This window comes from Saccharopolyspora sp. NPDC050642 (genome assembly GCF_040654735.1).
In the GTDB taxonomy this organism is placed as follows: Bacteria; Actinomycetota; Actinomycetes; order Mycobacteriales; family Pseudonocardiaceae; genus Saccharopolyspora; species Saccharopolyspora elongata.
This window is the reverse complement of record NZ_JBFAIN010000037.1, coordinates 54280-81149: the sequence shown is the minus strand read 5'-3', so window position 1 is coordinate 81149 and position 26870 is coordinate 54280. Positions and strand designations below refer to the sequence as shown.

The following is a 26870-nucleotide window of genomic DNA, read 5'->3' as shown; positions in this document are numbered from 1 at the left end:
GCTCAGAAACAAGACCCGCTACCAGCCGGCCCGCCCCACAACCCAGCCCGCAGCGCCCCCAGCCGCCGCTTGACAAAAACATAGGAACACCCCCCCCTAGAACTGCGGCACCCCACGCAGTCCTAGGGCACGCACAGTCGGTGATCAACCGGTTTCGGTGAACTGTGATCAGGAAGGCCGTTCGTCGAGTTGGGCCGGGATCTCACCGTGTGGCGGTGACTTGCCATGCCGTGCCGCGCAGTCGGACGCCGTTGGCCTGCTGGTGCTGTTGCATCGCCGCCGTGAGGGCGGCGCGAGCTCGTTCGGCGGCGGTCGGATCGGCGTTGCGGACCATCGCCTGGACGGGGCCCCATTCGAAGAGGAAATCGGCCGCGTCCGTCGCGTCGCGGCCCCACGTTTGCGGCGCGTCGACCGGGATCGCGGTCACGTCGGAGAAGCCCGCACCGGTCAGCACTTCGCGGATGCGTTCCGGATCGGCCAGCGACATCGGACCGGGGGTGTGCGGGGCGGCAGGTTCCGGTGCCGGTAAGTGCTCCGCCGCCGCATCCAGCACCGCCCCGAGGTCGTTGCCGCTTCGCTCCCGCAGGCATACGAACGCCAGGCGTCCGCCTGGTCGTAGGGCGCGGCGGATGTTGGTGAATGCGGCGACTGGGTCGGCGAAGAACATCACTCCGAACCTGCTTATGGCCACGTCGAATTCGCCGTCATGGAACGGGTGGACCTGGGCGTCGCCCTGTTCGAACGACACATTGGCTATGCCCGCTCGGGTCGCGGTGTTCCGTGCTCGTTGCAGCATCGGTGCTGAGAGATCGAGCCCGACCGCGTGTGCTGCTCGTGCTGCCGCCAGGCGGGTCGTTTGCCCGTTGCCGCAGCCGATGTCGAGCACTCGGTCCTGCTCGTCGATGTTCGCGGCGTTCAGCAGGGGTTCGTTGAAGCCGCTGTTCACCGCGTCGTAGCGGTCTTGGTGTTCGGCCCAGTGCTCGCCTTCGCAGCCGTTCCACGCTTCGGCTTGGCCGGTGTTCACGATGGATTTCACGGTTTCTCCTCGATCAACTGGTTGCCCGGACGAGCCAGACGGTGCCGCGAACCTGCACTCCCTGCGGGGTTTCGTACGGCTCGAATCCGGCGCGCACCTCGTTCCGGATCCGGTCCACAGTGGATATCGGGATGTTTTGGAGGTTGAACTGGACCGGGCCCAGCGAGCACACGAACTCGGCTGCGTCGGCCGCGTTCGCCCCCAGCGTCTCGGTGGCTTCGGTCCGGTCGATGGTGATGTCGCCGAACCCGGCTTCGGTGAGCACCTCGCGGATGCGGTCCGGGGCGACCAGGGACATCATGCCGCGCGCCGCCGGGGACGGGCCGCGGAGGAATTCGGCTAGGGCCGCGGTCGCGCGGGCGTAGTCGCCGTCGGGGTTCGGGGCGGTCGGGGCGATGAACGCGAGTCGTCCGCCGGGCTGGAGGCTGCGGCGGATGTTGGCGAATCCGGCGACCGGATCGGCGAAGAACATCACGCCACCCCGGCTGATGGCCACGTCGAAACCGCCGGCCGGGAACGGGTGGACCTGGGCGTCGCCCTGCACGAACTCGATGTTCGGGATGCCCGTCGCGTCGGCGCGGGCGCGGGCCAGCATGGGGGCCGAGACGTCCACGCCGACGGCTCGTGCCGCGAGTCCGGCCGCCACTCGCGTGGTGTGCCCGGTTCCGCATCCGACGTCGAGGACCTGGTGGGTCTCGCCGATCTCGGCGGCGGCGAACAGCGGGCCGTTGAAGTCGTCGAGCATCCCGTCGTAGCGGCTGGAGTTCTCCGCCCAGAGCTCGCCTTCCCAGCCGTTCCACGCCTCGGCCTGCTGGGTGTTGGCCACGGATCGCATCGGTGGCTCCTTCCGAATTGACTAGAGTTCAACTCTAGAGAACGACTCTAGTTATAGACTCCGGTCATGAGTTCGGTCAACAAGGGCGGCAAGCGGGCCGAGAAGGCCAGGCAGACGCGGCTGCGGATGCTGCAGGCCGCCGGGGAGCTGTTCGTCGAGCGCGGCTACGGCGCGACGCCGCTGCAGGACATCGCCGACCGGGCCGGCGTCGCGGTGCAGACCATCTACTTCACCTTCCGCAACAAGCGGAATCTGCTGAAGGAGGTCGTGGACACCGCCATCGCGGGCGACGACGAGCCGATCGCGACGATGGACCGGCCGTGGTTCCGCGAGGCCCTCGAAGCCGACACCGCGGAGGCCCAGCTGCGGGCGCACGTCGCGGGCACGCGGCAGATCATGGAGCGGGTCGCGGCGATCACCGAGGTGCTGCGCATCGCCGCCGCGACCGAACCCGAGGTCACCGAGCTGTGGCCGCAGGGACCCGACCCGCGCTACACCGTCCAGGCCGCCGCTGCCGAGGCCCTCGTCGCCAAGCAGGGAGCGCGCGCCGATGTGTCCGCGGAGCAGGCTGCCGACGTGCTGTTCGGGCTGCTCAGCCCCGAGCTCTACCTGCTCGTGGTGCGCGATCGCGGCTGGAAGCCGGAGCAGTGGGAGCAGTGGGTTTCCGAGCTCCTGCGCGCGCAGCTCTGCGGGAGCTGATACCTGTTCGCCGGGTGCCGCAATTTCAATGGAAATCGGACCTCTGATTTCCATTGAAATTGCGGACGTTCACCCGATCAGCGGCGGATGAGGCGTTCCAGGACGTCGAGGGCGACCGGCATCGCCGACTCGTCGATGTCGAACAGCGGGTTGTGGTGCGGCGCCGTGTTCCCGCCGCCGACCGTCATGTAGGTGGCGATGCCCCCTGCGCGCTGGACTTCGCGGGCGAACAGGCTGGCGTCGTCGCTGCCGCCCATCTGCTTGAACCCGTCGGTGGTTCCGGCGTCGGGGAGCTCCGCCGCGATCCGGTCGATAGCGTCCACCAGCTCGGCATCGCAGTCCATAGTGGCCGATCCGCCGGTCTCGACCACGTCCACGCCGACCCCGTGCATCGCGCCCGAGCCGCGCAGTGCGGTCTTGATGCGTTCGGTCAGGTCCGCGCTCACATCGGAGTCCGTGGACCTCGCCTCCAGCGTCATCTCCGCCCACGACGGCACGATGTTGACGTTGTCGCCGCCGTGCAGCGTGCCGACGTTGATCCGGGTGTCCGCGGTGGAGTACCGCGGCAGCGCCATCACGTTGAGCAGCGCGCTCGCCGCCGTGACCAGCGCGTTCACGCCCTGCTCCGGTGCTCCCGCGGCGTGCGCGGCCGTGCCGGTGAACCTGGCGCGCATCTTGGTGGTCGCGAGCAGGCCCTGGATCCCGCCGCTGACCTTCCCCGCCGGCTCGTCGAGCCCGAGATGCACCGCGACGAACCGGTCGATGCCTTCGGCCGCCCCGGCGGCGATCATCGACGCGGCCCCGCGGCCGCCCTCCTCGGCGGGCTGGAACAGGAACCGGACCGTGCCCGCGAAGTCGTTGTTCGCCGCCAATCGGCTCGCCAGGCCGAGGCCGATGGCGGTGTGGCTGTCGTGCGCGCAGGCGTGCATCGCGCCGTAGTCGCAGCGGAATCCCCCTGCCGCCGGGGCGTGTTCCGGGCTGTCGGACTCCGCCAGCGGCAGGGCGTCCATGTCGAACCGCAGGCCCCACACCGGACCCGGCCGGTTGCCCTCGACCTCGGCGATCACCGCCGTGCCGAACTCGGCGGCGTGCTCGACACCCGCGGCGTCGGCGCCGGTGTTCACGGCCCGCTCCGCGAACAGCTCGCGCCGCTCGGCGGTCGGGTAGTCGACCACGGTGTCCGCCCGCATCGCGGCCCGGCCGGTCAGCGGCTCCAGGCCCAGCGCCCGCAGCCGCGACGCGACGATGCTGGACGTGCGGATCTCCAGGAACGCGGGCTCGGCGTACCGGTGGAAGTCGCGCCGCAGCGCCACGAGCTCGTCGAACTGCATCATCTCTCCTTTGTAGACGGTCACAGCCGGATGCCGGCGCCAGGTCCCACCGGCAGGTCGAAGAAGTAGAACACCGCGAGGATCAGCAGCCACACCGCGAAGAACGGCAGCACGAAGAAGCTCAACCGGGCCAGCAGGGTGCCCAGCTGCGTCTCCGGCTGGTACTTCCGGTTCACGCTCAGCAGGATGTACACGTAGGCGTTGAGCGGGCTGACCGCCTGCGTGGTCGAGTCGCCGATCCGGTACGCGGCCTGGATGAACGCCGGGTCGTAGCCGAGGATGGTGAACGCCGGGATCATCACCGGCGCCAGCAGCGACCACAGCGCCGAACCCGAGGTGACGAACAGGTTCGCCACCGTTGCCAGCAGCACCATCACGATGATCGCCGGGAAGCCCGTCAGGTTCGCGGCCCGCAGCCCGTCGGCGGCGCCGACGGCGATCAGCGTGCCCAGGTTCGACCAGGTGAACAGGGCGATGAACTGCGCCGCGACGAAGATGAACACGATGTAGCCGGCCATGTCCTTGACCGTCTCGGTCATCATCCGCGGCACGTCCGCGCGCTCGGCGACGGTGCCCGCGGTGCACCCGTAGACCAGCCCGGCCAGCAGGAAGGCGATGATGATCAGCGGGACGATGCTCTCCAGGAACGGTGACGGCACCAGCGCGCCGCCGTCGCCGCGCAGGAAGCTGCCGGGCAGCAGCCAGGTGCCGAACGCCAGCACGACGTAACCGGCGAGCACCGCGAACGCCCGCCACACGCCCTTGCGCTGCCGCGCGGTCAGTTCCGCCACCTGCTCGCCGTCGGGATCGGTCCACGGCCCGAGCCGCGGCTCCAGCACCCGGTCGATCAGGAACCCGCCGACCAGCGGGAGCAGCAGGCCCGCGGTCGCGGCGAAGAAGTAGTTCATCGCGATGTGCGTGTGCACCTCGGTGGCCAGCGGCGCGATCTGCAGCGCCTTGCGGGTGATGCCCTCCAGCAGCCCGTCCAGCGAACCGACCAGGATGCCGCCGGCGTAACCCGTTGCGCCGCAGGCGAAAGCCCCGATCAGGCCGGCCACCGGGTGCCGCCCGGCGGCCTTGAACATCAGCGCCGCCAGCGGCGGGATGACGATCAGCGACGGATCGGACATCACGTGCGCCTGGCACGCCACGAACGCCACCACGTAGGGCAGCAGCCAGCGCGGCGCGCGGCCGAAGACGAGGGTGACCGCGGCGGTCAGGAACCCGGTCCGCTCGGCGAATCCGACGACGAGCATCATCGCCAGCACCGTGCCCAGCGGTGGGAAGCCGATGAAGTTGTCCACGAAGTTCGTCAGGAACCACACCAGGCCCTCGGTGCTGAGCACCGCGCGCACCGGGATCGGCTCGGGCTTGCCCGGCACCTCGACGGTGACGCCGAACGCCGCCACCGCGGTGGAGATCACCGCCAACGCGGTCAGCAGGTAGACGAACAGGAAGAACGGCTCGGGAATCCGGCTGCCGAGCCGTTCGATCCCGGCGAAGACCCGATCCAGTCGGGTGGGCCGGGTACGCGCTGTGTCCATGTGATCTCCGGGCGCAGTCGAACTCGTCGCGGGCTCGAACCCGCAGTGGGGCAAGGGTGGACAAGGCGTCAGCCGCGCTGCTTGGATTGCCGGAAACGGTCACATGAAGGTTCGTGCATGCAAGATTCGTCCAACCTCGACGAGCTGGACCTGGCCCTGGTCAACGCCGTGCAGATCGCCCCGCGCGGCTCCTGGCAGGTGCTCGGCGCGGTGCTCGGCGTCGACCCGAGCACGGTGGCCCGCCGGTGGCAGCGGATCACCGAGCAAGGCCTGGTGTGGATGACCGCGTACGCGCGGCTGACCGCGCCGTCGGCGCACGTGCTCGGCTGCGTGGAGATCGACTGCCTGCCGGCCGAGCGGGACGGGCTGGCGATGCTGCTCGCGCGGCTGCCGCAGGTCGTTTCGGTGCACCACGTCGGCAGCGGGCGGGACCTGTTCGTGATCATCAACGCGCGGAGCCTGCCCGCGCTGTCCCGGTTCGTGCTGGACGAGCTCAGCCACCACCCCGGCGTCCGGCGCACCAGCGTGCACACGGCCACCACGGTCTACGGCGAGGGCGCGCACTGGCGGCTGAACGCGCTCACCCCCGCACAGCGCGCCGAGCTGGCGGAGCACGCGCCGCCGCGCGCCCGCCAGGGCGTGCTGACCGAGCAGGACCGCGACCTGATCGTCGCGCTGAGCGTCGACGGCCGTCGTTCCGTGGCGGAGCTCGCCGCGCTGACCGGCACCAGCGTGTCCACCGCGCGGCGGCGGCTGGTGCGGCTCGTGGACCACGGCCTGGTGTCGATCCGCTGCGAGGTCGCGCAGAGCCTCACCGGCTGGCCGATCTCGGCGATCTTCTGGGCGAACGTGCCGCCCGACGAGCTCTCCGCCGTGGGCCGGACGTTGGCGACGCTTCCGGAGATCCGGTTCTGCGCGGCGGTGACGGGACGGCACAACCTGGTGATGATCGTCTGGTTGCGATCGCCGGAGGACAGCCAGCACCTCGAGGAGCGACTGGCGGCCCGCCTGCCGTCGCTGTCCCTGGCGGAACGCGCGATCACCCTGCACCAGCTGAAGCGCCAGTCCCGCCTGCTGGACGACCTCGGCCGCAGCACCGAGGTGGTCCCCACCGACCCCTGGGCCGGCCTCCACCTCGCCTGAAACCGCGAGGCTTCAGGGGCGCTTGTCGATCACGTGGGTGCGGAGGTCTTCGGAGGTCTGCGCGAGGTGGTCGATCATCGCCTGCCTGGCCGTCACCGGATCTCCCGCCTCCAGCGCGTGCAGGATCTTGGTGTGGTGCTCGATCGCGTTGGCGCGGATCTCGCGGACGGACGAGGTCTCCCGCCGGCCCTCCACCAGCAGCCGCCCGAACGGCTCGAACATCAGCGGGATGAACGCGTTCCCCGTCGCCTGCATCACGGTGTTGTGGAAGGCGATGTCGGCCGCGACGAACAGCTCCACGTCGTCGGTGTCGGCGGCGGACTGCATGTCCTGCAGCTGTTCGCGCAGCTGCGCCAGGTCGGTCGCGGTCCGCTTGACGGCGGCGAGCTCGGCGGCCCCGACCTCCAGCAGCCGGCGCGCGTCGATCAGGCTCTCCGACACCACCCGGCTCGACCGGGGCGCCGTGGCGGCCCGGATCATCGGATCCAGCGCGGTCCACTGCGCGGGCGGGTTCACGTAGGTTCCGCGACCCCGCTGGATGCGCACGACGTTCTGCACCCGGAGCGCCTTGACGGCCTCGCGGACGGTCAGCCGGCTCACCGAGAACTGCTCGGCGAGCTCGCTCTCGGACGGCAGCGCGACCCCGGGCGGGTGGGTGCCGTCGATGATCGCCCCGAGCAGCCGCTCGGCGAGCTCTTCCGGCAGCGACACCCGGACCCCCTCGCGCGACATCAGATGCCCAGAACCCAGCGACCCTAAACGCCCCGTCCTCGCCCGGTCAAGCCCGTGGTCCACTGAGGACCGCACGCGGCCGCCGGATGGGTATAGAGGCTGTTTTGGATGTTGTGGTGTGAGGTGTGGTAGGGCGGGGTTTGTCTTTGAAGCGGCGCAGCCGCTTAGCCCGCCCTCGCAGCTTGCACCGCTGCGGGTTCTCAGGGGTCTTCTCGCGAGGACAGCCCCGACGTGGTGAATTGGCCATTCATGAGTCGGGGATCCCACAGCGAGAAGGCGACCGTAATTCCCGCAGGGGGCCGCTACCCGCACCGCCACGCAGAGCAAGTTGGAAACAGGCTCTATAGTCCGATGTGGTGGGGTTCTGCGGACTTGGTGGGGTTCTTCATGAGTGGTCGAGCTCCCGTGGTGGAGTTGCTCCGGCAGCAGCAGGGCACCGCCACCGCCGGTGAGCGGAAGGTCTGCCGGTTGTTGCTGGCCGACTACCCGCTCGCCGGGCTGGAGCCGGTGGCCCGGCTGGCGGCCCGGGCCGGGGTCAGCGCCCCGACCGTGCTCCGGCTGGTCGGCAAGCTGGGTTTCGTCGGCTACCCGGAGTTCCAGCAGGCGCTCAAGGACGAGCTGGGCGAGCGGCTGTCCTCGCCGCTGGACATGTACGCCAGGACCGCTGGGCGGGGCGGCGATCACGCCCTCGACCGGTCGGTGGAGGCCTTCACGCAGGGCATCCGGTCGAGCCTGGAGGCGGTGCCCGCCGCCGAGGTGGACGCGGCGGTGGCCCTGCTCGCCGACGCGCGCCGCCCGGTGACGACCATCGGCGGCCGCTTCAGCGGGATCCTGGCGCAGTACCTCGCCGGACACCTCCGCGAGCTGCGGCCGCGCACCTCGCACGTGCCCGACGGCGGCGGCGACCGCGCAGCCGCGCTGCTCGACATGGGGCGCCGCGACGTGGTGGTGGCGTTCGACTACCGGCGGTACGAGAAGGCGACCATCCGGTTCGGCGACCTCGCCAAGAAGCAGGGCGCGGCGCTGATCCTGTTCACCGACCCGTGGCTGTCGCCGCTGGCGAGCTCGGCCGACATCGTGCTGCCCGCCAGCGTGCAGGCGCCGTCGCCGTTCGACTCCCTGGTCCCGGCCCTCGCCCTGGTCGAGGCGGTGGTGGCGGCGCTGGTCGACGAGCTCGGCGACGAACCGCGCAAGCGCCTGGCCCGCTACGACGACCTGGCCGACGACGTCGCGGAGTAGCGGTTCCGTTTCCGCTGGTAGCGGCCTGCGTCAGGTGGCGGCGAGGTAGCCCGCGAGCATGGCGTGGGCGACGTCGCGGATCCGGTCGTCCGGCGGGAGGAACGTGGCGGAGTGGAGCTGTTCCGCGCCGCCGTGGGTGCCGACGAACATCATCAGGGACGGGAGCAGCTCGGAGAAGTAGGAGAAGTCGTCCGATCCGGCCGAGCGCAGGTCGGCGGAGACCCGCAGGCCCAGCTCGCCGAGCAGCGGGGCGGTCGCCTTCACCAGCTCCGCGTCGTTGTCCAGGACCGGCTCGCCGTGCACGAACTCGACCTCGGCGCAGCAGCCGTGCGCGCGGGCGGTCAGGTCGGCGACCTCGACCAGTCTCTTGTGGACATCCGTGCGATCGGCGGTCGTCATCGCGCGCACCGTGCCGCGCGCAACGGCTTGCCCTGGAACGACGTTCGCGGCGGTGCCAGCCGACAGGGTCGTCACGCTGAGCACGACCGAGGCCATCGGGTCGATGGTCCGGCTGATCATGCTCTGCAGCGCGACGATCACGTGCGCGAGCGCCACCACCGGGTCGCGCGTGCGGTGCGGGTACGCGGCGTGCCCGCCATCGCCGCGCACGGTCAGCGTGAACTCGTCCGACGAGCCGTTGACCACGCCCGGCGTGCACGCCACCGTTCCCGATGGCAGCAGCGGCTGCACGTGCGCACCGATCACCGAACGGCACTGCTCTGCTTGCAGGACACCGCTTTCCGCGATCTCCGCCGCCCCCGAAGGATAGGTCTCCTCGCGCGGTTGCAGCACCGCGAGCAGCGGCGCCGGGCCACCGACCGCGTCGACGGCGCGCGCCAGCGCGATCAACGCGGCGAGGTGCACGTCGTGGCCGCACGCGTGCATCGCACCGGGATGCCGCGATGCCCAGTCGACGCCGGTCCGCTCGGTGATCGCGAGCGCGTCGAGCTCCGCTCGCACCGCGACGGCCGGGCCCTCGCCGCCGACCCGCACGACCGCGGCGGTGTCGCCGATCCTGGTCACCGCTCCCGGCAGGTTCGCCAGCGCCAGGTCCAAGGTCGGTCCCTCGGCGCCGGACACGCAGGGCCGGGCGTGGATCTGGTGGCGGATGTCCACTGCGGACTCCAGCTGCCGATCCAGCTCCGCCAGCAGCCGCTTCACCGCTGGTCCAGCCGGTAGACGCGGCGCGCGTTGTCCTGGCCGATCATGCGGAACACCCGGATCGCGTCCGGCTCGGACCACTCGCCGGCCTCGACCCACTCCGACAGCGCCTTGAGCATTCCCCGCCGCCACAGCAACGCGCCGAGGTGGTGCAGTTCCGGCGGGCCCCAGGCGTCGGAGGAGAACAGGATCTTCGCGAACGGCGCGAGCTCCAGCGATTCGGCGACCACCGCTGCGGAGCGGACGCCGCTGTAGTTCACCCCGAGCCCCACGTCGAAGTACACGTGCGGGAACACCTGGGCCAGGTATCCGGCGTTGCGGTGGAACGGGTAGCAGTGCAACAGCATCAGGTCGACGCCGGAAGGCTCGACCAGCTTGATGAACCGCGTCAGCAGCAGCGGGTCGCAGCGGTGCAACTCGACGTCGGGGTCGCCGTACCCGGCGTGCAGCTGCAACGGCAGGCCCCGGTCGACGCCCGACCACAGCAGGAAGCGCAGCAGCACCGGATCGTCCACGCGCGTGGAGCCGGAACGCAGCCAATTCCCGGCGGCTGCAACGACTTCCGCCTCCGACGGGCGCTGCGGATCGAAGTCGAAGCCGTAGCGGTAGGCGACGATGCTCTTGAGCCCGACCGCATCGACCGTGCGCTCCGCGAGCACCTCCGGGAACCGCGACGGCAGCTCGGCCGCGCCCACTCCGCTGCTCGCGAGATCCTCCAGCACCGCCTCCAGGCGCACCACCTCGTCGGCGGGGACGCCGGAGGCCGACGCCATCTCGCCGGGGGAGAGGATCTCGTCGCCCTTGTAGCCGGTTTCGACCAGGTAGTGCCCGATGCCGCTGGCCGCCAGCAGCCGCCGGGTGACCTCCTCGGCGCCGAGTTCTTCCCGCCGCGCCACGTAGTCGGCGGCGTCGGCGTGCGCGGGCAGGTCGAGGACCGGGGCGCACCAGCGGCGGATGGCGAAGCCCAGCTGCGAGTCGAACTGGGTCATCCACGCCGGCACCGGCCGGTCGGATTCGGTGAGCATCAGTTCCAGCGCCGGGCGGTCCACCTCGCCGGCCAGCGCGCCGTGCACGTGGTGGTCCACCAGCGGCAGGCCGTCGACAGCCGCCGCGAGGTCCTCAGTAGACATCCGCGATCCTCCGGGTGCGTTCCGCGTCGTCGAGTCCGTCGAGGTGCGCGAGTTCGGTGCGCTTCACCGAGAGCTGCGTGGCCAGCAGCTTCGGGTCGAACCACGATCGCACCACATCATCGGATTCCAGCGCTTTCAGCGCCGATTCGAGCGAGTCGGGCAGCGCGGGCACCCCGGCGAGATCGGCCTCGGCGGCGTCCTCCGGCCACACCACCGGCTCGTCGTAGTCCGAGGTCAGGCCCGCCAGCCCGGCCCGGATCAGCACGCCGAGCGCGAGCCACGGGTTGGCGGTGGCGTCGGCGGCCCGGAACTCCAGGTTGAACTGCGCCGCCGGGTCGGGGCCGGAGGTCGGGCAGATCCGCAGCATCGCCTCGCGGTTGCGCTCCGCGAGGAACGCGCCGCCGACGCTCCACCGGTGCGGGGTCAGCCGCAGGAACGACACCGGGCTCGGCGCGGTCCAGGCGGTCAGCGCCGCCGCGTGCCGCAGGACGCCCGCCGCGAACCGGGTGCCCACTGTGGACAGCCGACCGGGCCGTCCGGCGTCGAAGAACACCGGCCGGCCATCGGCGTCGCGCAGGCTCAGGTGGATGTGCACGCCGTTGCCGACCCCGGACGGATCCAGCAGGGGCGCGAAGCTCGCGCCGAGCCCGCGCCGCCGGGCCAGGTCGCGGACGAGCTCCTTGAGCAGCACGGCGCGATCCGCCGCGACCAGCGCGGAATCCGGGTGCAGGGTGATCTCGAACTGGCCGTCGCCGTACTCGGGCAGCCACGTCTCGGGGCGCAGCCCGGCGTCCGCCAGCAGCCGCACCAGGTCCGAGCCGAACGGCTCGGCGGTCCGGAACCGGTGCAGCGAGAACGGCGCCGAAGCGGGCAGCCCCGGGAGCACGAACTCGTGCTCGAACGACGCGACGACCTCGAATCCGGTGCGGGCGCGCAGTTCGTCCACCGCGTCGCGCAGGAACGTGCGCGGGCAGCAGGGCCAGGGACTGCCGTCGGGCAGCGTCTGGTCGGCCAGGTAGAGCCGCAGGCCCGGCTGCTCGCCGTCGGCCGGGATGTCGATGCCGGTGGCGGGGTCGGGCCGCAGCCGCAGGTCGCCCTGCGAGCCGAAGACGTTGTCCGGGGCGATCGGGCCGAACGCCGACACCGCCAGGTCGGCGGGCACCCAGCCGACGCCGCTGCGCAGCACCGCGTCGTGCTCGGTGGCCGGCACCGACCGGCCGCGGGTCAGCCCGGCGAGATCGCAGGTGGCGACGAAAACGGTGGTCACAGCGCGCTCCTCTCGGCCTGCGGTTCCTGGGCGGCGAGTTCGGCGGTCAGCCGCTCGCCGATGCGCTGCGCCAGCCCGGGGGCGGCCAGCAGCACGACGGCACCGGCGAGGCACCAGGCCCCGGCGATCCACGGGAAGTAGGAGAACGGCGCGGGTTGGCCGGCCGACTGCGTGAAGATCACGAAGCCGAGGTAGGCGATGCCCGCGACCGGCAGCACGATCTCGTACTTGGGGATCGAGGCGCGGCCGGAGAGCGTGAACGCGATGACCCCGGCGCCGGCGACGGCGTAGGCGACCAGGATGCACAGCACGCCGATGGTCGCGAACCAGTAGTACGCGTCGAACGCGGAAACCCCGAACCCGGCGACGATCGCCACCAGGATCGCCGCCACCGCGCACACGAACGCCAAGGCGGCGGTCGGTGCGCCGGTGCGCGGGCTGGTCCGGGCCAGCCGGGCGGGGCCGAAGCCGTCGCGGGCCAGGGCGTAGACCAGCCGCGCGGCGGCGGCCGACGACGACAGCGCGGAGGCGAACGCCGACGCCACCGCGGTGAACGCGATGACCAGCGCGAACCAGGCCCCGACGTACTGCTCGGACAGCGTCGCGAGGGCGGCCTCGGAGCCGGCGAACTCCGCGACGCCGGCCGCGTCGGTGCCGAAACCGATGGTCTGGGCGAACATCACGAAGACGTACAGCACGCCCGTCAGCAGCACGCTGCCGACCAGCGCCCGCGGGATGTTGCGGCGCGGGTTGTCGGTTTCCTCGCCCAGCGATGCGCACGCTTCGAAGCCCGCCCAGGACACGAACGCGAACACGGTCGCGGTCATGACCGCGCTGAGCGTCGTTCCCTGCGCGGTGAAGACCGACAGGTCGAGGGTCTGCCCGCGCGGGGCCGAGCCGCCCGCCACCCGGCCGATGACCACGAACGCCAGCACCGCCATCACGACGATCCCGATGCCTTCGACGATCAGCAGGGTGCGCGCGGTGATGCGGGTGTCGCGCGAGTTGAGCAGGCCGACCCCGACGGCGGCGAGCAGGGCCACGATCAGCCACGGCGTCGCGGCCGGGATCCCCAGCGCGTGCAGGAAGGCGTGCGCGAAGACGCCGGTCGCGGCGAGCGTGCAGGTCAGGAAGAAGAGGTAGGTGCCCAGCAGGGCGAAGCCGCCGAAGAACCCGGCGCGCGGCCCGATCGTCGCCCCGGCCAGAGCGTAGACCGAACCGGCGTGGTTGAAGTGCTGCGTGAGCCGCCAGAACCCGTAGCCGACCAGGGCGACGCCGATCAGCCCGAGGACGAAGACGAGCGGCACGGCCTTCCCGGCGGTGGCCGCGACGCCCGCGCCGTTGAGGCCCATCGCGAGGGTCGGGCCCATCAGGCCCACGGACAGGGCCAGGGCTTCCCACAGGCGCAGCTTGCGCGGGGCGCGGGTTCGATCAGGCAACGGCTGCTCCAGCTGGCGGCGGACGGCGGAGCCACCGGCAGGCGACCCATCGGCACAGAATGAAACATCCATTCCATATCGACAGTCAACATCCCGTTCTGGAACGAACATGTCACGCTTCGCGTCGGCCGGATGACGTCGGCGCCGGCGTCATCCGGGGCGGCTGATCCGCCGGCGGGACGTTTGTCCTGCTAGATGCCCGTGCGCACGTTCTGCTGCTATGGCGACACGAAGTGTGCACGGGTCGTGACCAGCCGAAACGCCATGCCCTGCCGGGTGTTCGCGGATCAGCGAACGGTCGAACGTGATGAACGCCACGATTCGGCGTCGCCCCATGTGGCAGGCGTCCTGTGTGGACGATCCGGCCCGGTGGCCCACCGGGCCGTTCGCGTGGCTAAATTTCCCAGCTCGGCCGCGATTCCCGCGCCTTCCCACGCCCGCCGGAGGCCGGGCCGGTGCCGGACGCGGCGGTCGGGCGGGGCCGGAATCCGGCTTCGCGATGTCGTCACAGGCGTACTGACTGGTTGGTATGGGTGTGGTACTCCTGATGGACCGCCCAGGTGGGGGCGCGCTTGGAGGTGTGGTCATGGGCGACTCGCGGCACGAGTGGATCGAGCCGGGCGCGTACGAAGTCGCGCCGGGCGTGCACCGGATCCCGCTGCCCCTTCCCAACGACGGCCTGCGCGCCGTGAACGTCTACGCGATCGCCGACGGCGACACGCTGACGCTCGTCGACGGCGGCTGGGCGCTGGACGAGGCGCGCGAGCAGCTCGCCGCCGCGTTGCGCCAGATCGGCGCCGGGCTCGGCGACATCAACCGGTTCCTGGTCACCCACGCGCACCGCGACCACTACACGCAGGCGGTGGCGCTGCGGCGGGAGTTCGGCTCCAAGGTGCTGCTGGGCGAGGACGAGCGCCACACCATCAACGTCCTGAAGGATCCCGGGCACCGGCCGCTGGCCAAGCAGATCGAGCTGCTCGCCGAATGCGGCGCGAAGCCGGTGCGCGACGCGGTCATCGCCGCCCGCGACGACGGCCCGCGCGGCCCGCACTTCTGGGAAGAACCCGACGAGTGGATCGGCGAGTCCACCGACATCACGCTCGCCGACCGGCCGCTGCGCGCGCTGGCCACGCCCGGCCACACCCGCGGCCACCTGGTCTTCATCGACGACGCCGCCGGGCTGATGTTCGCCGGCGACCACGTGCTGCCGCACATCACGCCGTCCATCGGGTTCGAGCAGGCTCCCACCGAGACCCCGCTGCGCGACTACCTGGCGTCGCTGCGGCTCGTCCGCGCGCTGCCCGACATGCGGCTGCTGCCCGCGCACGGCCCGGCCACCGACAGCGTTCACCAGCGCGTCGACGAACTGCTCGACCACCACGACTCCCGCCTCGACGCGATGGCGGCCGTCGTGGTGAACGGCGCGAGCACCGCGTACGAGGCGGCGCGGGCGCTGACCTGGACCCGCCGCGAGCGCAGCTTCGACGAGCTCGGCGACCCCTTCAACCAGATGATGGCGGTGCTGGAAACCGCCGCCCACCTGGACGTGCTGAGCCTGCAGGGCAAGCTCGTGAAGGAGAAGGTCGAAGGGGTCGTGCACTACTCCGCGGCCTGACCGATGCGGATCAGGAACGGCACCACGCACACGGCGAGCACGCCGCCGCCGATGGCCAGCGCGCTGTAGCTCGTCGAGGCCATCACGAGACCGCTGGAGAGCCCGGCCGTCGCGCCGGCCAGCGAGACCGCGAGGTCGACCCGACCCTGGATGCGGGCCCGGTTCGCGAGCGGGGCGGCGTCGGTGACCATCGCGGTCCCACCCAGCAGGCCGAGGTTCCAGCCGAGCCCGAGCAGGCCCAGGCCGATCGCGAGCCCGGCGACGGAGTGCTCCGGGGCGAACGCCGCGACGAGCCCGGCGGCCAGCAGCACGACGCCGCCGGCGGCGATCACCGCGCGCCGGCCGAACTTGTCGGCGAGCGCGCCGGTCAGCGGCGACGGCAGGTACATGCACGCGATGTGCACGGCGATCACCAGGCCGGTCTCGGCGAGCCCGTGACCGTGGTCGCGCATGTGGATCGGCGTCATGGTCATCACCGCCACCATGACCAGCTGGGTCAGCACCATCGCCCCCGCGCCGAGCGCCAGGCCGCCGCGCGGCCCGTTCCCGCCGGGCTGCGCCGGGCCGGAATCCTGTTGGGCGGCAAGCTCTCGCGCGGTCAGCAGCGGGTCCGGGCGCAGCAGCACGGCCAGCAGCACGGCCGCCGCGCCGTAAGCGACGGCGGAGAGCAGGAACGGCCCGGACAACGCAGGCAGGCCAACGGATTCTGCCGCTGAGCCGGTGACTTCCGTGAGGTTCGGGCCGAGCACCGTGCCGCCGGTGGTCGCCAGCAGCACGATGCTCAGGGCGCGCCCGCGGTGCGCGGGATCCGCCAGGTCCGCTCCCGCGTAGCGGGCCTGCAGGTTCGTCGCCGTGCCCGCCCCGTAGGGCAGGAACGCGATCAGCAGCAGGGCAGCGTTGTCCAGCAGGATCGCCGCCACGATCCCGAGCGCCCCGAGCGCCCCGATGGCGTAGCCGGCCGAAAGGCCGCTGCGGCGGCCGCCGCGCTGCGACAACCGGCCGATCAGCAGTGCGGCGGCGGCTGCGCCGAGGGTGAACAGCGCGCTGGTGATCCCGGCCCAGCGCTTGGATTCGAGCATGTCCTCGGCCAGCAGCGCCCCGACGACCACGCCGGAGGACAGCCCGGCACCGGCCAGGACCTGCGAGCAGATCAGCGCGCGGATGGTCCGGCGCTGCACGAGCCGCCGGGTCCGGGTGGCGGTATCGGAGTTCACAGCATCTTCGACGGCCACGCCCCGCTCACCGGCCGGTTCGGGAAGTGGCCGGACACCGCGGAATTCCGCGCGAGGGAGATGAGGAGCGAGGCGCAATCATGGACATTGTCTACCTCTCGCGGTTGTGCCGGGGCAACCTTCGGCCGTGCGAGCGGGAATTCCGGCTCAGAGCACCGGGTGCATCTCGGGATGGGCCTGCCACCACTGGTGGAACAGCGGATTGTCCGCGACGTGCAGCAGGTAGGCGCGGGCGATCTCCCGGTAGAGCAGGTCCGCCTGCTCCCGGGTGATGCGGTCCGGCCGCCAGGCCACCACCAGCCGCGCGACCAGCGGGTCTCCTTCCAGCGGCAGGACGACGGTGCCGGGCGGCGCGGCGAACGTGGGCTCCACCACACGGATCCCGTGGCCGTTTGCGACGAGCTCGCGGCCGCCGCCGCTGGGCGCCTCGAAGCGGATCCGGGGCTCGAAACCGGCTTCCAGGCACGCGGCGCGGAGCGCGGCCAGCGAGCCGTCGTCGGCGCCGGGCGGCCCGATCCACGCCTCGTCGCGCAGGTCGCCCAGCCGCACCTGTTCGCGGCCGGCCAACCGGTGGTCGGCGGCCAGCGCGACGAAGCACGGATAGCGCGGGACCAGCACGCGACTGATGACCGGCCGCTTCAGCGGAACGTCGAAACCCGCGCTGATGCCCAGCAGGGCCGCGTCGTACCGGCCGCTGGAGAGCGAATCCGCCAGCACCGCGGCGGAAGACTCGACGTGCAGCATCACCGAACGCCCCAGCGGGGCGGCCTGGACGCGGTCCACGATGCTCGAAATGCACGCTATGTGGGCACATCCCAGGTGAAGTGGCTCGGTCGACGCCTGCGGACCGCCCGCGCCGCCGAACAGGGAATCGACCTCCGACAGCACGATCCGGGCGCGATCGAGGGTCCGCCGCCCGAACTCCGTCGGCACGACGCCGGTCCTGCTCCGGACGAACAGCGCATCGCCCAGCATCCGTTCGATCGCGTGCAGCTGGTTGCTCAGCGCCGGCTGGGTGAGTTCCATCCTGGCGGCGGCGCGCGTGATGCTGCCCGCCTCCGCGATCGCGCAGATCATCCGCAGCTGCCGGATCTCGATCGTCATAGCCGAACTGTATAGCGCCGCTTATGGGGCCAGATGTCCTTCTGATGACAGAATTCCCGCAACGTGCGCACGTTCCAGGAGCCGGGAGACCGGTATCCCGGCTCCGCCCCCTTGCCGAAACCTTCCTCGCTAGGAGGTCGAACGTGCCGAAAAGACCGCCTCATGCCGCCCGGAGCCGGCGCCCTGCCGCGCTTCGGATCATGCTGCTCAGCCTGGTCTTCGCCCTGATTTCGCCCGCCGCCGCGCAGTCCGCGCCCGGCCCCGCCGAAACGCCCGTCACACCAACGGAAAAGGTCCCGTTCCGCACGCTGGACGCCAAGGACCGCCCGCCGCTGCCCGCGGACGACTCCGCCCAGCGGCGCAAGTACTTTGAAGTGCAGGACTTCCCGTTCCGGCCGCGCCCTTCGATGCAGGCTGAGGTGCAGGCGCCGGACTGCGATCCGTCACAGTTCACCGGCAATACCGGAAGTGAACTCGTCCGTCAGATCCAGTCTGCCACCCCCGACTGCATCAACACGCTGTTCCGCCTTACCGGCGGTGACGCCCACGGGGCGTTCCGGGAAGAGCAGATGGTCACGGTCGCCAATGCGCTCCGGGACAACGCCGCCGCCTATCCCGGCGACAACAGCACGAACACCCTGCAGCTGGTGCTCTTCCTGCGCGCCGGGTACTACGTCCAGTGGGGCGACCCGGGAAGCGTGGGTGAGTACGGGCCGGCGCTCAAGGCGGCGATCCAGGGCGGGCTGGACGCGTTCTTCGGCAACCCGAAGTCCGGAACGGTCAGCGACGAGAGCGGCCAGATACTCTCCGAATCGGTCATTCTGATCGACAGTTCCACCGAGAACGGCCGCTACCTGGAGGTCGTCAAGCGGCTGCTCACCGCCTACGACTCGTCCTACGACCAGTTCTATTGGATGGTCAACGCGGTCAACAGCGTCTACACCGTGCTGTTCCGCGGGCACCAGTTCCCGGACTTCGTCGACGCGGTCCACGCCGACCCGAGTGTGGTGGACACCGTGCACACCTTCGCGACGCAGCACCTCGACCTGCTCGGCACCGAGAACCGCTTCCTGACCGCCAACGCGGGCCTCGAGCTCGGGCGCTTCGTGCAGCACGAGGCGCTGCGCGACAAGGTCCGGCCGATGCTCAAGGACCTGCTCGGCCGCAGTCAGATGACCGGCCCGACCGCGCCGCTGTGGGTGAGCGTCGCCCAGATGACCGACTACTACGACAAGCAGAACTGCGGCGAATACGGCACCTGCGATCTGCAGCAGCGGCTGACCGACGCGGTCCTGACCGTCAAGCACACCTGCTCGCCGAGCATCAGCATCCGCGCTCAGCAGATGGCGGCCGAGGAACTGGCGGCCAGCTGTACCAGCCTCATCGGCCAGGACGCCTTCTTCCACGACAAGGTCCAGGACGGCGGCCAGCCGGTGGCGGACGACAACAACACGACCATCGAGGTGGTCGCGTTCGACTCCAGCGCCGACTACCAGACCTACGCGGGCGTGATCTTCGGGATCAGCACCAACAACGGCGGCATGTACCTCGAAGGCGACCCCGCGAAGCCGGGCAACCTGCCGCGGTTCATCGCCTACGAGGCCGAATGGCAGCGGCCCACCTTCGAGATCTGGAACCTCAACCACGAGTACACGCACTACCTCGACGGGCGCTTCAACATGCACGGCGACTTCGCGGCGTCGACCAGCACGCCCACGGTGTGGTGGATCGAGGGCGTCGGCGAGTACATCTCCTACTCCTACCGCAACCTGCCGTACCAGGAAGCGATCGACGAGGCCGGCAAGCAGACCTACCGGCTGAGCGATCTGTGGAACACCACCTACCAGAACGGTGACACCAACCGGACCTACCGGTGGGGATATCTCGCGGTCCGGTACATGTTCGACCGGCACCGCGCCGAGCTCGGCACCGTGCTCAACTACTACCGCCAGGGCGACTGGAACGGCGCGCGCGAGTTCCTAACCCGCACCATCGGCACGAGCTACGACCAGGACTGGTCGAACTGGCTGACCGAGTGCGCCGCAGGCGCCTGCTCGACGCCCTGACCGATAGCGATCCAGCCGCGGGCGCGCGGCCGGCGTGGAGCCGGCCGCGCGCCTGCGCGCGTCGAATGGCAACGATCAGTGATCGGCATCGTCGCTGTGCGTGCCCGAAAATCACCCGGCTGCCGCGTAGGGCGGCGAACTCCGGCGTGCCAGGCTTGAAGGGCTTGAGGCAGGTGGGGGGCGGGTACCTCGTTGGGGTCGAAGGGAACGTAGCTAGGAGCTCGTCATGTTGAGCAGGCACGAGCGGGACAGGCTCGCCGAGATCGAATCCGAGCTGGTGTCCGGCGATCCTCGGCTGGCGGAGAAGTTCGCCCGGTTCGACAGCGGCCAGAGCTGGGGTGGCGTGCGCCGGCTCCTGGTGTTCCTGGTTCTCGTCCTCGTCGCGCTGCTAGCCGTGCTCTGCCTGGTGAGCGGGCTGGTGCTGACCGCGATCGCGTTGGTCCTCGGCACCGCCGCCGTCGCGTTCGGCGTTTGGTGGCACGCCAGGCGGAAACACGGGGCGTGACCGCCGATTTGTCCTATATGGACGATTCATGGGGTCGGATGGGGAAGTGCCTGCAGCACGGTGTCGGGCTCGACGAAGACGCCGTCGGGCAGGCTTCGGAGGCGTTCCAGATGCGCCGCCGGCGCGCCCAGCGCGACGCACTGCTGGTAGATCTCCTGCTTGGTGGCCGGGAAGCGCACGTGGCAGAGGAACCTGAGGAGTTCTCCGCGATCGGGTACGGGCATCGTTCCCCCCGCCCGTCGAGCCGGTTGGGTCGACATCCGGCTACCCCTCCGGCGCGGCACGCACACGCGACCCGGCGATGACGGCGCGGGTGGGGCTGGCGAGTCAGACGGCGACCATTTCGCGGGCCGCGAGGGCGATGGCGGGAGCGTCGATGCCCGCCTGCCCCAGCAGCTCGGCCGGCGTGCCCGAGCCCGGCATGCCGCGCACCGCCAGCACGCGCACCGGCGCTCCGGTGCCCGCGAGGGCGCTGAGCACCGCCTCGCCGAGGCCGCCTTCCGGCCAGTGGTCCTCGGCGGTGACCAGCCCGCCGGTCTCGGCGGCGGCCCGCCGCAGCGCGTCGACGTCCACCGGCTTGATCGAGTACAGGTCGATGACGCGGGCCTGGATGCCCTCCCGCGCAAGCGTTTCCGCCGCCCCGAGCGCCTCGTGCAGGGTGATGCCCGCGCCGACGAGCGTGACGTCGTCGCCGTCGCGCACCACCCGCGAGCCGCCGACCGGGAACTCCTCGCCGGGCTCGTAGATCACCGGCGTGGCGCCGCGGGTCGTCCGCAGGTAGTTGATGCCGTCGCGGTCGGCCATCTCCGCGACCAGCTGCACGGTCTGGTTCGCGTCGCACGGGTAGAGCACCGTGCTGCCGTGCACCGCGCGGAACTCGGCGAGGTCCTCCAGCGCCATCTGCGACGGCCCGTCCTCGCCGATCGACACGCCGGCGTGCGAGCCCATCAGGCGCAGGTTCGCCCGGCTCACCGCGGCCATCCGGATGAAGTCGTAGGCGCGGCTGAGGAACGCGGCGAACGTCGAGGCGAACGGCACCCACCCGCGCACCTGCATGCCGATCGCCGTGGCGACCAGCTGCTGCTCGGCGATGTACATCTCGAAGTAGCGGTCCGGGTGGGCGTCGCGGAACAGCTCCGCGAAGGTCGAGTTCGACACCTCGCCGTCGAGCGCGACGACGTCGCCGCGGCGGTCGCCGAGCGCGCGCAGCACTTCGCCGTAGGCCTTGCGGGTGGCGACCTCGGTGCCGGGCTCGAACGCGGGCAGCCCGCCGCCGGGCGCCGCGAAGACGTGCGGTACCTCGTCGCCGGTCGGTTTCGCGCAGGTCACCCGCAGGTCGCGGATGCCGCCGAGCTCGTGGATCGCCTCCTCCGGGTGCACCAGCGGCTTGCCGTGGAAGCCCGGCCGGTCCTCGACCTCGGCGACGCCCTTGCCCTTCTTGGTGGCCGCCAGCACGGCGACCGGCCGCCCGTCGCCGGACTCGGCGTCCTTCAGCGCGGCCTCCACCTGCTCCGGGTCGTGGCCGTCGATCTGCAGCACCCGCCACCCGGCGGCGTGCGCCCGGGCGGCGTAGGCGTCGAGATCCCAGCCGTGCATCGTCTGCCCGGTCTGGCCGAGCCGGTTGACGTCGATCAGCGCGATGAGGTTGTCGAGCTGCTCGTGCCCGGCGTGCTCCAGCGCTTCCCAGATCGACCCCTCGGACATCTCGCTGTCGCCGCAGAGCACCCACACCCGGTAGGGCAGCCGGTCGAGCCGCTGCGCCGTCAGCGCCAGGCCGACGCCGATCGGGAGGCCCTGGCCGAGCGAGCCGGTCGCCACGTCGACCCAGGGCAGCACCGGCGTCGGGTGGCCCTCCAGGCGGCTGCCGAACTCGCGGAACGTGAGCAGCTCGGCGTCGTCGATCGCGCCGACCGCCTTCAGACACGAGTAGTACAGCGGGGACGCGTGGCCCTTGGAGAAGATCAGGTGGTCGTTGCGCGGGTCCTCGGGGTGGTCGAAGTCCAGCCGCAGGTGCCCGTCCAGCAGCGCGGCCATCAGGTCGGCCGCCGACATGGACGACGTGGGGTGCCCGGACCCGGCGGCGCTGCTGGCCCGCACGGAGTCGACCCGCAGCTGCTGCGCCAACTCGAATCGGAAGGTCAGATGGTCCATGCCAGGGGACATGCCCGCACGCACCCCCGGCGAAACCAGCACCGGCGGGTTCCCAGTTTCAAATCGAAACCGCAGCCGGCCGTGGGTGCCGTGGTTCCGCAGTTTCAATTGAAACTGCGGCCGAGCGGGGCGTCGGGGTCCGCAGTTTCAATTGAAACTGGGATCCGTGCCCGTGCCCGTGCCCGTGCCCGTGTCCTGCCTGGTTCGTCAGGTCAGGTCGCTGTTGCTGAGGCCGGTGAGGAGGCGCTTGATCACCTCGGGATCGATCTCGGCCGTTTCGTCGACCTGGTGCTCCGCCTGGGCGCGCCTGCTGCGGGAGCGGCGCGGCAGCGGCACGGCGTTCGCCGAGACGCCACCCGGCAGCGGCAGCTCGCACCACACGAGGGTGCCTCCGCCGCGCAGGGCGGTCGCGCCGCAGCGACCGCCGGCGAACCCGGGCGCCAGCGCCGGTGGGACGCTCGCCAGCTCGTCCTCGACCTCGGCGACGAGGCTCTCGCCGCTGAGCCGCAGGCGGACGGTGATGAAACCGGGGGTCTCGGGGTTCGCGCTGTCGACCGCCGCCGTCACCAGCGCGGTCGTGAGCTGCGAGGTCTCGTCGATCAGTTCCCGCAGGGACCACTCGGCGAGGGTGAACCGGACGAACATCTCGGCGCAGTTCACCGCGCTGGGCAGTGCGATGAGCCGTAGGTCGTCGACTTGGGAGGTCTGGGTGTTCACCTGGTTGTCGTCCTCCATCCGCGTCCGCTGCGCGCCTTCACCCGTGAGCCTTATCTTGCCAACTCGAGCGGGTGGCTTGTCTTCAGGGGCGGGACTAGTGGTGTCACCGCTCGCGGCTCGGTTCCGGGCTGGCTTGTCGATCTCTCCGGCGTGCGCACCACGCGGCGACCGCTCGGCCCCGCCCGGTGCGGTGCCTCAGGTGGCTCGGTGCATCTGTTCGCCATCCCTTGACTGTCTGTTGTGGACGATCTCCGGGGAACCCCGTTCCAGCGCAGCGAATTCCGATGCCGAGCGCCTAACGCGTCGGTACCGGGCGGGCCGGGCACAGTGGTCTGGCCAGAAACGTACGTGACGAATCGCGGTTGGTACAGACCGGTACGTATCGGTTCCACAACGGCAGTGGTCGGGCCCGGTGCCCCGGCGGGGTGCCCGCGGTCGGCGGGCACCCCGATCGGGTCACACGAGGGCGTCCAGGCCCTCCCGCATCGCCTTGCCGATCAGGTCGATCTCCGACTCGCTGATGATCAGCGGCGGCGACACCGCCAGCGCCTTGCCCAGCGGGCGCACGATCACGCCGAGGTCGCGGATCGCGGTCTGCGCGCGGCCCACGGCGCCGGGGTCGGCGGCCAGCACCTCCGGTGCCAGCTCGACCGCGCCGAGCAGGCCGGTGCCGCCGCGCACCTCGGCCACGGCGGGGTGGTCGGCCAGCTGCTGCAGCGCGTCGTGCAGCGGGCGCTCCAGCTCGTCGGCCCGCGGCAGCAGCTTCTCGCGCTCCAGGATGTCCAGGTTGGCCAGCGCCGCGGCGGCCACCGTGGGGTGCCCGGAGTAGGTCGCGCCGTGCCGGAACGGGCGGCCCGGGTGGTTCCAGAACGGCTCGGCCACCCGCTCGGCGACCACCACGCCGCCCAGCGGCAGGTATCCGCTGGTCACACCCTTGGCGAAGGTGATCATGTCGGGCTGCAGGCCCCACCGCTCGACGCCGAACCAGGTGCCGACCCGGCCGAACCCGCAGATCACCGCGTCGGCGACGAACAGGATGTCGTGCTCGGCGCAGATCTTGGCGACCGCCTCCAGGTAGCCCGGCTCCGGCGGGTACAGCCCGCCGGCGCCCATCACCGGCTCGGCGAAGAACGCCGCCACCCGGTCGGCGCCGAGCCGGTCGATGGCCTCCCGGAGGCCCTCGGCGTCGTCGTGGGCGACCCGGCCGACCTCCGGCACGAGCTGGCCGAACCCGGCCTGGTTCACCTCGATCCCGCCGATGCTGGTGCCCATGCCGTTGGTGCCGTGGTAGGCGTTGCCGCGGCTGAGGATGTGGGTGCGCTGCGGCTGCCCGCGCTGCGCCCAGTACTGCCGGGCCAGCTTCGCGGCGGTGTCGATCGACTCGCCGCCGCCGGTGGTGAGGAAGATCTTCGCGCCGTCCATCGGGGCGAGCTGCGAGAGCCGGTCGGCGAGCGCCTCGGCCGGCGGGTTGGTGAAGTCGTTGAACACGAAGTAGGACTCGAGCTCGCGCATCTGCGCGGCGGCGGCCTCGACGATCTCGGTGCGGCCGTGGCCGACGTTGGCGTACCACAGGCTCGCGGTGCCGTCGAGGTAGCGGCGGCCCTCCTGGTCGTAGATCCAGACGCCGTCTGCCTTGCTGACGCAGAACTGGCTCTTCTTGACCTGGAACATGTCCGCGAACGGGTGCCACAACGCGGTGTCGCGCGGTGCTGTCGACATGCAGTCCTCCTTCGGTATCGCGCCCCCAGCTTGGTCGCAGCACCCGCCGGTACGCCAGTGCCAAAACGCCGAAATTCGCCGATCGAGTTGGCCAGATCGCCACCGGTGATCACGCGCTGTGACTGCGGGGTCGGTCACAGCTGGGACCTTCTCCTCTGCTCGCGGCCCGCCGCCGACGGCACTGTCGTGGTGTTTGCCGACGCGTGGAGGTGATCAACGCATGAGTAGCCCTGTGTCAACCCGAGTCCTCCTCAACCGCACCTCAGGGGAACGTGACGCAAACCAGCCACAAGAAAGTGCGAAACGCGGGATTGAGCCGGACGCAACCACAACTGTGAAACGCGGAGAGGCGGAACTGGCATGAGCTGGCTCCCGATGCTCCGCCGCCAGTCGCCCGAATCCGGCGACGAGCGGCCGTGGACCCCGGAAGAGGTGGCGGTGCTGGCCGAGGCGGTGCGCCGCGCGCCCTCTGTGCACAACACGCAGCCCTGGTCGCTGCGGGTGCAGGGGCGCGCCGCCGTGCTGCGGCTGCGGTCGATGCCGGAGCTCGTCCACCACGACCCGGACGGCCGCGACCGGCGGATGTCGTGCGGCGCGGCGGTCGCCAACCTGGCGATCGCGATGCGCGGGCTGGGCTGGGCGACCGACGTCCACTGGCACGCCGACGACGGCGAGGCGGCGGTGATCGGCACGCACCGGCGGCCTGCGACCGCGATCGACCGGGAGCGCCGCGAGGCCATCGGCCGCCGGGCGAGCTTCCGGCGCGCCTTCACCGGGCGCCCGGTCCCGCACTTGGCGCGCGCCTCCGTGGCGGCCGCGGCGACCACGCAGGCCACCTGGGTGGACGGGCCCGCCGAGGAGCACGTGCTGGCGCGCCTGCTCGCCTACGCCGCGCGCGCCAACCACGCCGACAAGACCTACCAGCGCGAGCTGGGCGCCTGGATCGGGCCGGTCTCGGACGAGGGGCTGCCGGCGGAGGTGCTGCCCGTGCGCGGCGTGCCCGCGACCGGCCTGGCGACCGGCGCCACCCGCCTGCCGGACCAGGCGCAGATCGCCCGGTCGCTGGCGCAGGAATCGGTGCTGGTCTTCAGCACGATCACCGACGGCCCGCGGGACCAGCTGATGGCCGGGGAGGCCGCGGAGCGGGCCTGGCTGGAGGCGACGCGGCTGGGCCTGGTCGCGTCGGTGATGACGCAACCGCTGCGGCTGTCGGAGGTCCGCGCCGCGCTGAGCGTCGAGCTCGGCCTCGGCGGGATGCCGCAGCTGCTGATGCGGATCGGTTACCCGCTGGCGATCCCGGTGCCGCGCGCCGGCCGCCGCCCGCTCCCGGACCTGTTCGCCGACTGATCGTCCACTGTGTCCATCAGGCCGTCCGGCGGGCCGGTCCCGCCCGGTGCGCCGCCTCGCGTCCGGCTGGTGGGACGGGCGGATGCCCGCATTGACATGCCGGTGGTGCTCTGTTGCGATTGATTCGTGATGTTCCCGGTGCTCACGAAGCGGCGGCACGTGGATTTCCGCCGCGTGTCGACCCAAGCGTGTCGTTCCTAGCGCTCCGCCAGCCCGGGCTCCGCACCGCGGTGGAGATCCGGATCAGCAGGCAGTCCACATCGGACTGAAATCTCGGACCCAGGGAGCACGTGTGTCCAGCGTCCTCGTCATTTCCGGCAGCCCGTCGCGCACCTCGAAGACCGAACGAATCGGTGAGCACATCGCCCAGCGCATCGCGGCGTCCGGCCGCAGCGCCGACCACCTGCGGGTCCGCAGCCTGCCCGCGGATGCGCTGCTCGGCGCCGACACCCACGCCCCGGCGATCGCCGAAGCCATCGGCAAGGTCGCCGAGGCCGACGGCGTCGTGCTGGCCACCCCGACCTACAAGGCGGCGTATTCCGGCCTGCTGAAGGCCTTCCTCGACCTGCTGCCGCAGTTCGGCTTCGCCGGCAAGGCGGTGCTGCCGCTGGCGACCGGCGGCACGGTCGCCCACGTCCTGGCCATCGACTACGCGCTGCGCCCGGTGGTGCACTCGCTGGGCGCCCGCCACGCGGTGCAGAGCTTCTTCTTGCTCGACAAGCACATCTCGGTGGTCGAAGACCAGCTCAGCGTCCACCCGGACAGCGCAGGACCGCTGGCCGACGTCATCGAGCAGTTCACCAAGGCCCTCGACGGTGTCCCGCACTCCACCGTCCTCGGCCGCACGGCGTAGTCCTG

Annotated in this window: 23 protein-coding genes; 8 read left to right on the top strand and 15 right to left on the bottom strand. The window is 71.2% G+C overall.

The features are described from left to right. Positions 1-202 precede the first annotated feature (202 nt). Together AB0H93_RS35920 and AB0H93_RS35915 are read right to left on the bottom strand one after the other, a co-directional pair. Positions 203-1036 (bottom strand): methyltransferase domain-containing protein, encoded by an 834-nt coding sequence (locus AB0H93_RS35920; protein WP_358579361.1) that lies wholly within the window; start codon positions 1034-1036, stop codon positions 203-205. A gap of 13 nt (positions 1037-1049) precedes the next feature. Next, positions 1050-1871 carry a methyltransferase domain-containing protein gene (locus AB0H93_RS35915; RefSeq protein WP_358579359.1) on the bottom strand — a complete coding sequence of 274 codons (822 nt, stop codon included), beginning with the start codon at positions 1869-1871 and terminating at the stop codon, positions 1050-1052. 66 nt (positions 1872-1937) lie between these two features. Here AB0H93_RS35915 and AB0H93_RS35910 point away from each other — a divergent pair, with 66 nt between their 5' ends. After that, positions 1938-2570 (top strand): helix-turn-helix domain-containing protein, encoded by a 633-nt coding sequence (locus tag AB0H93_RS35910; protein WP_358579356.1) that lies wholly within the window; start codon positions 1938-1940, stop codon positions 2568-2570. A 77-nt stretch (positions 2571-2647) separates the two neighbouring features. Here AB0H93_RS35910 and AB0H93_RS35905 read toward each other — a convergent pair whose 3' ends face one another. Continuing rightward, positions 2648-3901 carry an amidohydrolase gene (locus AB0H93_RS35905; protein ID WP_358579353.1) on the bottom strand — a complete coding sequence of 418 codons (1254 nt, stop codon included), beginning with the start codon at positions 3899-3901 and terminating at the stop codon, positions 2648-2650. A 20-nt stretch (positions 3902-3921) separates the two neighbouring features. Further along, on the bottom strand, positions 3922-5445 hold the full coding sequence (locus tag AB0H93_RS35900; RefSeq protein ID WP_358579350.1) for an AbgT family transporter: 1524 nt from the start codon (positions 5443-5445) through the stop codon (positions 3922-3924). Between the two features lie 117 nt (positions 5446-5562). Between AB0H93_RS35900 and AB0H93_RS35895 the strand changes: the two genes are divergently transcribed. After that, positions 5563-6588: an Lrp/AsnC family transcriptional regulator gene (locus AB0H93_RS35895; RefSeq protein ID WP_358579348.1), complete on the top strand. Its 1026-nt coding sequence runs from the start codon at positions 5563-5565 to the stop codon at positions 6586-6588. A 12-nt stretch (positions 6589-6600) separates the two neighbouring features. On the opposite strand, the gene AB0H93_RS35890 is transcribed toward AB0H93_RS35895, so the two are convergent. Beyond that, a complete protein-coding gene (locus tag AB0H93_RS35890; RefSeq protein ID WP_358579346.1) occupies positions 6601-7320 on the bottom strand; it encodes a FadR/GntR family transcriptional regulator in 720 nt (239 codons plus the stop codon). A gap of 387 nt (positions 7321-7707) precedes the next feature. Here AB0H93_RS35890 and AB0H93_RS35885 point away from each other — a divergent pair, with 387 nt between their 5' ends. After that, positions 7708-8559, top strand: coding sequence for a MurR/RpiR family transcriptional regulator (locus tag AB0H93_RS35885; RefSeq protein WP_358579344.1), 852 nt, complete (start codon positions 7708-7710; stop codon positions 8557-8559). 30 nt (positions 8560-8589) lie between these two features. Here AB0H93_RS35885 and AB0H93_RS35880 read toward each other — a convergent pair whose 3' ends face one another. From AB0H93_RS35880 to AB0H93_RS35865, 4 genes are read right to left on the bottom strand one after another with little or no spacing between them, the layout of a single operon-like run. Continuing rightward, on the bottom strand, positions 8590-9720 hold the full coding sequence (locus AB0H93_RS35880; RefSeq protein WP_358579342.1) for a M20 family metallopeptidase: 1131 nt from the start codon (positions 9718-9720) through the stop codon (positions 8590-8592). Further along, positions 9717-10850 (bottom strand): amidohydrolase family protein, encoded by a 1134-nt coding sequence (locus AB0H93_RS35875; RefSeq protein ID WP_358579340.1) that lies wholly within the window; start codon positions 10848-10850, stop codon positions 9717-9719. Before AB0H93_RS35875 ends, AB0H93_RS35880 begins: the two co-directional genes overlap by 4 nt. Continuing rightward, positions 10840-12117 (bottom strand): glutamine synthetase family protein, encoded by a 1278-nt coding sequence (locus AB0H93_RS35870; RefSeq protein ID WP_358579338.1) that lies wholly within the window; start codon positions 12115-12117, stop codon positions 10840-10842. The genes AB0H93_RS35875 and AB0H93_RS35870 overlap by 11 nt, the downstream gene beginning before the upstream one ends. Next, on the bottom strand, positions 12114-13556 hold the full coding sequence (locus tag AB0H93_RS35865; RefSeq protein WP_358579336.1) for an APC family permease: 1443 nt from the start codon (positions 13554-13556) through the stop codon (positions 12114-12116). Before AB0H93_RS35865 ends, AB0H93_RS35870 begins: the two co-directional genes overlap by 4 nt. Positions 13557-14142: 586 nt before the next feature. On the opposite strand from AB0H93_RS35865, the gene AB0H93_RS35860 reads away from it, so the two are divergent. Beyond that, on the top strand, positions 14143-15171 hold the full coding sequence (locus tag AB0H93_RS35860; protein ID WP_358579334.1) for an MBL fold metallo-hydrolase: 1029 nt from the start codon (positions 14143-14145) through the stop codon (positions 15169-15171). Here the strand turns inward: AB0H93_RS35860 and AB0H93_RS35855 are convergent. Continuing rightward, positions 15156-16403, bottom strand: a complete 1248-nt coding sequence (locus tag AB0H93_RS35855) for an MFS transporter (RefSeq protein ID WP_358579332.1) — start codon at positions 16401-16403, stop codon at positions 15156-15158. The two genes, AB0H93_RS35860 and AB0H93_RS35855, sit on opposite strands and share 16 nt — an antisense overlap. Positions 16404-16550: 147 nt before the next feature. Further along, positions 16551-17507, bottom strand: a complete 957-nt coding sequence (locus AB0H93_RS35850) for a LysR family transcriptional regulator (RefSeq protein WP_358579330.1) — start codon at positions 17505-17507, stop codon at positions 16551-16553. A gap of 200 nt (positions 17508-17707) precedes the next feature. On the opposite strand from AB0H93_RS35850, the gene AB0H93_RS35845 reads away from it, so the two are divergent. Beyond that, positions 17708-19573 carry a collagenase gene (locus tag AB0H93_RS35845; RefSeq protein WP_358579328.1) on the top strand — a complete coding sequence of 622 codons (1866 nt, stop codon included), beginning with the start codon at positions 17708-17710 and terminating at the stop codon, positions 19571-19573. A gap of 226 nt (positions 19574-19799) precedes the next feature. Further along, on the top strand, positions 19800-20078 hold the full coding sequence (locus AB0H93_RS35840) for a DUF3040 domain-containing protein (RefSeq protein ID WP_358579325.1): 279 nt from the start codon (positions 19800-19802) through the stop codon (positions 20076-20078). A gap of 26 nt (positions 20079-20104) precedes the next feature. Here AB0H93_RS35840 and AB0H93_RS35835 read toward each other — a convergent pair whose 3' ends face one another. From AB0H93_RS35835 to AB0H93_RS35820, 4 genes are all read right to left on the bottom strand, one after another. Then, a complete protein-coding gene (locus AB0H93_RS35835) occupies positions 20105-20302 on the bottom strand; it encodes a DUF2795 domain-containing protein (RefSeq protein ID WP_358493869.1) in 198 nt (65 codons plus the stop codon). Positions 20303-20405: 103 nt separating this feature from the next. Beyond that, positions 20406-22229, bottom strand: a complete 1824-nt coding sequence (locus tag AB0H93_RS35830) for a transketolase (RefSeq protein ID WP_358579323.1) — start codon at positions 22227-22229, stop codon at positions 20406-20408. 207 nt (positions 22230-22436) lie between these two features. Further along, entirely contained in the window at positions 22437-22964 is a 528-nt protein-coding gene (locus AB0H93_RS35825) for an ATP-binding protein (RefSeq protein WP_358579320.1), read from the bottom strand. A 438-nt stretch (positions 22965-23402) separates the two neighbouring features. After that, positions 23403-24665 carry an aspartate aminotransferase family protein gene (locus tag AB0H93_RS35820; RefSeq protein WP_358579318.1) on the bottom strand — a complete coding sequence of 421 codons (1263 nt, stop codon included), beginning with the start codon at positions 24663-24665 and terminating at the stop codon, positions 23403-23405. Positions 24666-25025: 360 nt separating this feature from the next. On the opposite strand from AB0H93_RS35820, the gene AB0H93_RS35815 reads away from it, so the two are divergent. Then, positions 25026-26012 (top strand): hypothetical protein, encoded by a 987-nt coding sequence (locus AB0H93_RS35815; protein WP_358579316.1) that lies wholly within the window; start codon positions 25026-25028, stop codon positions 26010-26012. A 292-nt stretch (positions 26013-26304) separates the two neighbouring features. After that, the gene (gene ssuE, locus AB0H93_RS35810) at positions 26305-26865 is read left to right on the top strand and encodes an NADPH-dependent FMN reductase (RefSeq protein WP_358579314.1); all 561 of its coding nucleotides are present in this window, start codon (positions 26305-26307) and stop codon (positions 26863-26865) included. Positions 26866-26870: the final 5 nt, after the last annotated feature.